This window comes from Streptomyces sp. NPDC055254, from assembly GCF_053606025.1.
This window is the reverse complement of sequence record NZ_JBSGQV010000035.1, coordinates 59926-67454: the sequence shown is the minus strand read 5'-3', so window position 1 is coordinate 67454 and position 7529 is coordinate 59926. Positions and strand designations below refer to the sequence as shown.

Annotated in this window: 10 protein-coding genes; 8 read left to right on the top strand and 2 right to left on the bottom strand. The window is 64.1% G+C overall.

The window, feature by feature from the left end:
• Positions 1-455: 455 nt before the first annotated feature.
• On the top strand, positions 456-2105 hold the full coding sequence (locus tag ACWFQ8_RS26240; protein WP_453788732.1) for an Eco57I restriction-modification methylase domain-containing protein: 1650 nt from the start codon (positions 456-458) through the stop codon (positions 2103-2105).
• Between the two features lie 20 nt (positions 2106-2125).
• A complete protein-coding gene (locus ACWFQ8_RS26235; RefSeq protein ID WP_453788731.1) occupies positions 2126-2833 on the top strand; it encodes a PaeR7I family type II restriction endonuclease in 708 nt (235 codons plus the stop codon).
• A gap of 232 nt (positions 2834-3065) precedes the next feature.
• Here ACWFQ8_RS26235 and ACWFQ8_RS26230 read toward each other — a convergent pair whose 3' ends face one another.
• On the bottom strand, positions 3066-3668 hold the full coding sequence (locus ACWFQ8_RS26230; RefSeq protein WP_453788730.1) for a GNAT family N-acetyltransferase: 603 nt from the start codon (positions 3666-3668) through the stop codon (positions 3066-3068).
• Positions 3665-4438: a GntR family transcriptional regulator gene (locus ACWFQ8_RS26225; protein ID WP_453788729.1), complete on the bottom strand. Its 774-nt coding sequence runs from the start codon at positions 4436-4438 to the stop codon at positions 3665-3667. The genes ACWFQ8_RS26230 and ACWFQ8_RS26225 overlap by 4 nt, the downstream gene beginning before the upstream one ends.
• Before the next feature lie 478 nt (positions 4439-4916).
• On the opposite strand from ACWFQ8_RS26225, the gene ACWFQ8_RS26220 reads away from it, so the two are divergent.
• The 6 genes from ACWFQ8_RS26220 (at position 4917) to ACWFQ8_RS26195 (ending at position 7504) form a co-directional block, all read left to right on the top strand.
• On the top strand, positions 4917-5186 hold the full coding sequence (locus ACWFQ8_RS26220; protein WP_453788728.1) for a DUF6284 family protein: 270 nt from the start codon (positions 4917-4919) through the stop codon (positions 5184-5186).
• Positions 5183-6022 carry a DUF2637 domain-containing protein gene (locus ACWFQ8_RS26215; protein WP_453788727.1) on the top strand — a complete coding sequence of 280 codons (840 nt, stop codon included), beginning with the start codon at positions 5183-5185 and terminating at the stop codon, positions 6020-6022. The genes ACWFQ8_RS26220 and ACWFQ8_RS26215 overlap by 4 nt, the downstream gene beginning before the upstream one ends.
• A complete protein-coding gene (locus tag ACWFQ8_RS26210; protein ID WP_453788726.1) occupies positions 6019-6393 on the top strand; it encodes an RRQRL motif-containing zinc-binding protein in 375 nt (124 codons plus the stop codon). Before ACWFQ8_RS26215 ends, ACWFQ8_RS26210 begins: the two co-directional genes overlap by 4 nt.
• Positions 6394-6566: 173 nt before the next feature.
• On the top strand, positions 6567-6947 hold the full coding sequence (locus tag ACWFQ8_RS26205; protein ID WP_453788725.1) for a DUF6251 family protein: 381 nt from the start codon (positions 6567-6569) through the stop codon (positions 6945-6947).
• Between the two features lie 31 nt (positions 6948-6978).
• The gene (locus ACWFQ8_RS26200) at positions 6979-7170 is read left to right on the top strand and encodes a hypothetical protein (protein WP_453788724.1); all 192 of its coding nucleotides are present in this window, start codon (positions 6979-6981) and stop codon (positions 7168-7170) included.
• An 85-nt stretch (positions 7171-7255) separates the two neighbouring features.
• Positions 7256-7504, top strand: coding sequence for a DUF6257 family protein (locus tag ACWFQ8_RS26195; protein ID WP_453788723.1), 249 nt, complete (start codon positions 7256-7258; stop codon positions 7502-7504).
• Positions 7505-7529 lie beyond the last annotated feature (25 nt).

Genomic DNA, 7529 nt, shown 5'->3' with positions numbered 1-7529 from the left:
AGCCCGCCCCCTTGCCCCCCGGCCCCCCCCCCTGGGGGCTGCCACGTGGGTGTTTGGGGGGCCAACCCCCCGGCGGGGCCCCCCGGGGGGGCCCCCCCTCCTGGTCGTTGTTGGTCGTTCACGGCCGTCGTCAGTCACCCTCGCACGGCCCGAGGACGGCCCAACTGTGGCCACCGTGGAAGTCGTACACGGCCCACGAAACTATCCCCTAGCTGCAATTCCGCAAGGCGTTTGCGCCGCCGGCGACCGACCAACATCGGTGCCCACGCCGCCTCCCGTCAAGCCGCTCCCGAAATTCCGATTCCATCAGCCGAAGGGCTACGCCCATGTCTCAGACAGGTATGCATCACCGGGAGACGGAGGATTCCTCCACAGCGAGTAGCGCTCAGAACGTCCTCGGGCCTACCACCGGGTCACAGCCGCCTGCCCTCTCCCTTGGGACTACGCTCACCCTCGTGTCCCAACTCGCGCCGTCGAACTCCGCAGTAGCACCCATCTCGCAGGAAGCTGTTGAGAACGGTGAGGTCTACACCCGCCGATGGGTCGTCAACATGATCCTCGATCTGGTGGAGTACACCGCAGACCGTGACCTGGCTCAGAAGACGATTACAGATCCTGCCTGTGGCACTGGAGCCTTCCTACTGAGCATCGTGGAACGCCTCAGTAGGGCTTGCCGAAAGCAAGGTGTGGACCTGCCAGAGGGTGCCATTCGAGCATTCGATCTACTTGATCGAAACGTGCACGCCAGCCGAACATCGGTAGCCGACCTCCTGAGTGCGGACGGTTGGGACAGGGCCGAAGTCGAGAATCTGGTCCGTACGTGGATCAGGCGCGGTGACTACCTCCTCGAACCGGACTACCCAAGCGACTTCGTGGTGGGAAATCCTCCATACATTCGACTGGAAGACGTTCCAGCCGACCGCATGCGCGCGTACCGGAAGAACCAGCAGACAATGATCGGACGCTCCGACATCTATGTTGGATTCTTCGAGAAGGCGTTGAAGTCATTGCCATCGGACGGCGTGCTCGGCTTCATCTGTGCAGACCGATGGATGCGTAATCAGTACGGCCGGGAGCTACGGAGGCTGGTGGCAGATCGCTACAGCATGAGAGCAGTCGTAATCATGCATGACGTGGATGCCTTCGAGACTCAAGTGTCCGCCTATCCAGCGATCACCATCCTGCGTAACGAACCACAGGGATCCGTAGTAGCCGCCAATACCACTGCTCGATTTGGCCCAGACGAGGCACAACAACTTCTTTCGTGGGTACGCACGGACGAAACGCAAGAAAAAAGCGACGAGGCTTTTCAAGTAGATCGATTGCCGCACTGGTTTTCAGGTGACGAATCATGGCCTTGCGGCACCCCTGCACGACTTGCCATGCTGGAATACCTGAATGACCGTTTCCCCACTCTGGAGGAAACGGCCACGCGCGTGAGTATTGGTGTAGCCACGGGTGCAGACGAGGTCTTCATCACGACGGACCCTTCGACAGTAGAGCGCGATCGGTTGCTACCTATGGCCATGGTCAAAGACGCGAAAAGCGGTCACTTCGATTGGCATGGCACATACCTTGTGAATCCTTGGGAACCTTCAGGCGATCTTGTCGACCTCGATAAATATCCGAGGTTGCGGCGGTTCTTCGATGAGCATCGAGAACGATTGCAGAAGCGATACATCGTCAAGCAGAACCCAGAACGCTGGTACAAGACCATCGACAAGGTGGACCACAAGCTCACCAACCGCCCCAAACTGCTGCTACCAGACATGAAGATGACCATTCATCCAGTACTGGATAAAGGCGGCTATTACCCTCACCATAATCTTTATTATGTAATTTCGGACTCCTGGGACATAAGGGTTCTGGGCGGCCTCCTGCTCTCGCGCGTCGCTCAGGCTTTCGTGGAGGCATACGCGGTTCGAATGCGCGGAGGAACCTTGCGATTTCAAGCGCAGTACCTGAGGCGCATCCGAGTCCCCGATCCCAACTCAATCTCCCCAGCGGATGCACTAGCGTTGGCGGAAGCGTTCGATCAACGAGACGTACAAGCCGCCACCTCAGCGGCTCTCCGCGTCTATGGGATCGAGCGCATCCCTGACTGACGTGACACCTGGGGGCGGAAATGAGCGCTGTAGCGCGCTGGACTGAAGAACTGTTGAAGCGGGCCGTTCAAGAAATGTGGACGGCCCGCGCCGTCAGTACTCGCAGCGGCAAACACATGCAAGCGATTGAAAGCCTGATCGTCGGCCATGTTCGCGAAGTGAGCAGATCTATCCCCCTCCAGATCTTGCAGGGCCCCAAAGCGACGATTCCCGGATTTTATCGACCGCGCAAGAACTGGGACATCATTGGCGTGCACGACCAGCGACTCGTATTCGCCATCGAGATCAAGTCTCAAGACGCGAAGAAGCTGAGTAACAACGCGAACAATAGGAACGAAGAGGCCGTGGGCAGCGCCACAGACTTGCGTCAGGTCTACTCGGAAGGGATCCTCGGCAAGGGGGATAGCTGGTTTCCCTGGTTGGGATACATTTTCCTACTTGAGGATGACGAGCACAAAGCTGCGACACGGGATGCGACTCACAAATTGGAGGCGGCATTCCCGCTCGATTCGATCTATGGGGAGCGGCCGTCGTATGCCCGTCGATACCACGTCCTGTGCGAACGGCTATTGGAAACTGGCCTATACGACGGCGTCAGTTTCATGATCAGTCCAGCAGGTACTGGTGGCCAGATCGTTCATCCTGTCGAAGGAACGGGAATCCGGTTCTCAGATTTCATGCAATCACTGGACGATCGACTGCGTGAATACCAGAAACTGGTGATCTGAACACCTCTCTTCGGGAGGCCAGCCGGGCTTCGAGCCCCATGCAAATACTCCCATCGGAATCGTCATCGCATTCTGCAAGTATCGCTGGTTGGACTTCGACAACAAGTCTTGAATTGGAGAATTCATCTAGATCCCTGCGGCTACGAACTCAATTTCACGGCGCTGGATCGCAGATACGTTGCCCGCCGAGTCGTCATCGTCAGTGACAGCTTTCCACGGCTGAACTCGCCTGTCACGAATGACTGTGCCGAGAAGAGTAGGAGATCTCCGAGGCCAGGCCCGATGTCGGATCCGGCGTGTTGTCCAGCAGGCCGTGACTCCTGTCAGGCCTCGCCGGGCGCTGGGCGAGCCACCCTGAGACACGCGGTCCGCCATTCACCGCTCCACCTTCCGTGACGGTGCGGACGTGCTCAAAGCCGTGACGGAGGTAGTAGCGCTGCAGCGCCTCGTTCGTCGTCCACGCGTCGAGGCGGAGCCAGGAAACACCGGACCGATACGCCCGATCTCCGGCCCAATCGAGCATCCGCCCGCCAAGCTCTTGTCCGGCATGCGTCCTGGCGACCGTCAGCTTGTTCACGAACAACGACGGCTCGACGAGTTCTTTGCTGAGCCAAAGACCGTCCTCCGCCTCAGGCGTGAGGGTGATCGTCGCTGCGGTCGTCCCACCATCACGGACCATGAAGACCGTCCCGGCGTCGATGGTGGCCAGCAGCCGGTCTGCCGGATAGGGACGACGCCACTGGTCCGAGCCGAGTTCGCTGAGCCAGGCTGCCGCCTCCTCGCGGAAGGCGAGCAGCTTGGCGAGGTCATCAGGGGTAGCCATCTCAATAATCACGGGCGCTCACCCTCGATTCGGGCGGGGAGTTCGCCGATCTCGTAGTTCATGCGGTTGAGGTCTCCACGGAAGGTGGTGACCGTGCACCGAATGACCTTGTCGCCCGCATACCCCGTTCGGGTCCAGAGCAGCACCGGCACGCCGGCGCCTACGTCCAGAAGTCGCGACTCATCGGGGGTCGGCATGCGCGTGGCGATCTCGTCGAAGTAGCCGACCTGCACAATGCCTGCGGCCGCCAGGTAGCGCGTCGTACCCTCTGCGATGTCCCCAGGCTCGGCAAGACGAGGCGCCTGCTTCACAAGCCAGTCTGGGTAGTACGTCGCCTGGGTGGACCACGGCACATCGTCCACGAAGCGATGACAGAACCGCAGGACCGTGGTGGAGGCGACGTCGACCTTGAGGCGTCCGGCGACGTAATCCGTTGCCGGCGTCACTTCGACCCGGAACGTCTGGGTCGGGTGGCGCCCGGCGTTCGTGACGTCCGTGTTGTAGGCGTCGCCATTCTGCGGGAAGGTCAAGTTCTCGAAGCGGGAAGCGTTGAGTTCGAAGACCTCGTGCTTGCGCACCTCGTAGCCGAGCCCCTGGCTGGAAGAGATCAACCCTTCGCCGACCAGGGCATTCAGGCCCGAGCGGACCGTGTTTCTCGACGCCTCAAAGCGGGTGGAGAGCTCACTCTCGGACGGCAGGCGAGACCCCGGCGGGTAGACGCCGTTGTCGATCTCGCGACGGAGGGCGTCAGCCACCTGACGATACTTCGGCTGCTTGTTCATGGCCCCATCATGACGCACTCGCTCAACTTGTTGGTACATGTGGACTCCAATCCCTTGACGGCTCACTGTCCGTGGGTGCAACATCACTACATCAGCTTGTACCAACAAGTTGAGCAAGCGGTGCAGCCGGGTCAAGTATGCCCTCGCCTGCCCGTCCTAAGCGCGACATGCAGCACCAGGAGCCCCGCAGCGGACGGGGGGAGGCGACCCGGCGCCTTGTCATTCACCGGAGGGCTTAGACCGAAAGGTCACGTCTCCATACGCCTACGCCAGGTCCCAGACCTGAAGGAGACATGCGCACTGCTCAACCTTCCGCGCCAATCTCGGCGCGGCCGGTTGCCTCCTCCGCCCGTCTCGTACGGGCGGGGTTGAGGGGAGCCGGTTTCTTCCTGCTTCGCCCCAACGCAGTGCAGCCCCCGGCGGTAGGACGCCGGAGGCTGCCGTTGGGTCCAGTTCCTCTACCGAAGGAGCAAGACCCGTGAAGTCCATCGCTGCACTTCAAAGCATCGTTACCCCGTGGTCCGACCTGGAGCCGTCGGACGCGGAGCTGAAAGCGATCGAGCAGGAGCTGCCACTGATCCTGGCGGAACGCGACCTCCTCGACGCGGAGATCGCGACCCTGGACCGCACGCCCACCGAGGTGGACGCGCAGCGTCTGCGGCGTGCCCGCCGGCGGGTGCTGGCCGCGCGAACCGCGCTGGAGAACCGGGCAGCGACCGGCGTTCCCTCCTCGGGTGGCGTGGCATGAACCGCAAGGCGAAGGCCGCACTCGTTCTGGCCCTGGTGGCCGTGGTCGCCATGGCCTTCCGCGTGTCGTGGAACGCGCTGCGGGACGTCGCGAAGGCCATTGGTGCGGACGGGACGGCGGCGACGCTGTACCCGTTCGTAGTCGACGGCCTGATGGCCCTGGCCCTGGTCGCCGCGCTCACGCTGACCGGCAATGCCCGCCGCTTCGCCCTGCGCGTCCTTGCCGCCTACACGCTCGCCTCGCTGGTCTTGAACTACGTCCACGGGCTGGTTCCCGCACTGCATGGCCAGACGGTCGACTGGGGTCGACTGGCCGACTGGGATCCCGCGAACTGGGCGCTCGTGCTGCTGGGGACGTCGCTTCCGGTCGGGTCGATCTACTTCGGTTCCGACCTGGTCGCCAAGGTCCTCCACCATCGACCGGCGATCGAACCGAACGGACAGGAATCGACTCAGACCTCCGCAAATCGGTCGATGTCTGACCAGGGCGAACTGGTGGTCGACGAGACGGCGCCCGGGGTGGAGGTGGATTCTTCCGCCGCCCTGCCGATCGAGCCGATCGAGGTCCGGCCGCAGCTCGTCGCGGCGGCTGAGTCGACGCGTCCGCGTCGGGCGACCGGTCGGGTACCGGTGGTCGCTCGATCGACCCGCCCGACCCGCACGGACGTCGAGCTCCTGGCGGAGGCCCGGAGTCTGACGGAGTCGTGGCCGATCGAGAAGCTGACCGGTGAAGGCATCCGCAAGGCCCTGCGCACGTCCGCGGCGAAGGCCCGGGTCGTACGTGAGGCGTTGAAGGCGGAGCGCGAGCGCGACACCGCCGCGGCGGCCGCCGGATGAACCGGGTTCGGTTGGCGGACTGCTTCGACCCGGTCGGAAGAGTCCACGGCCTCCCCACCTTCCCCTGGCGTCTGGCCCCCGACGGGCTCGCCACCCGCCGTCAGCTCCGCGCGCTCGGGCTCCGCCCCGGCGGTCAGGAGATCGCTGGTCAGGTCCTGCGGCCGCGCCGGCGGCGGGGTCCGCTGGTGGCCTACCTGTACCTGATCGAGCGGGCGAAGCCGGTCCGGCCGGTGACCGAGCGGCGGGCCGCAGCGCTCGCCGCGGCGAACGCAGCCCGCCGGCGGTGCCCCGCCTGCGGCCGCGATGCCGGATACGTCATCCCGGCCTCGCTCGGCATGTGCGTGCCCTGCGCCTACCCCGAAGAACCATGAGTTCGCTGATCTGCCGCTCAGAGAGGTTTCTCATGCTCGGCCGCTTGTTCTACGTCCTGGCCCGGTCCGCCGCGTGGCGTTGCGGCCAGTGCGACACCTACAACGCCGACTCCGACGCCACGTGCATCTGCTGCGGCTCCTGACCTACCTGCCCTCCTTCGAAGGGAGAGACCGTGAACCACCTGCCCGAACTGCCCATACGCGCCGACGTCGTCCGGCTCCCGGACGGCACCCACGCCTACGCCGAGCACCTGCCTGCCGGATACGGCGGGCCGCAGGTCGTCCACCAGCACATCCACCAGGCCGCACCCGATCGCACAGTTCAGCGGATCGCGCTCGGTTCCGGGGTCGGCGCCGGTGCAGTCGCCGCCGGGGTGTACTTCGGGCCTCTGCTCGTCGGGGTGCTCACCGCGATCGCCGCGAACATCGCGCTGCTCGCCTTCCTCGCCCTGGTCCTCGCCTGGGGCGTCCACACCGTCGTGAAGTCCATCGGCGGCCCGCAGGGCGCGGCGGCCGTGAAGAACGTGCGCAAGGCCCGCCGCAAGCGTGGCTGACCTCCCTTCACTCATTTCTGAGGAGTTCCGCATGAGCTTCAAGGTCGGCGACCTGGTGGTCGTTGTGGACGAAGGCAACAACCGCTGGACGAAGGGCAAGACCGGCACGGTCGTGTTCGTCCAGTCCGATGGCCTGCTCCTGGTGGACGGGCTCGGCAGCGGGTTCATGGACGCGCTGACTGGTTGGCCGGCCTACCGGCCCGGGCAGCTGCGCGCCGCCTAATCCTGGCGGTTGCCTGTCCGCCCCGGCACTTGTGGCCGGGGCGGACGGGGAGCCGGACAGACCGGTCTCCGAAAGGAGCCCACTGATGGCGAAGGACCCGAAGTTCACCGCAGGCGAGACCGCGAAGCTCGGCTGGTACATCGCCCGGATGGCCAAGCGCGGCATCGCCGGCGAAACCGTCCACCAGGGCGACCTGCAACGAAAGATCGACCGGATCATCGACGGCGCCCGCGAACGTGAGCAGCGCGAAGCCGAGGACGCCGCGGCGGCCGCAATGGCCGCCCGCAAGGCCCACGCCAAGACCCACGTCGACACCAAGAACCGCCGCAAGTAACTGCGCCCCGGGGGCGGCCGTCCCG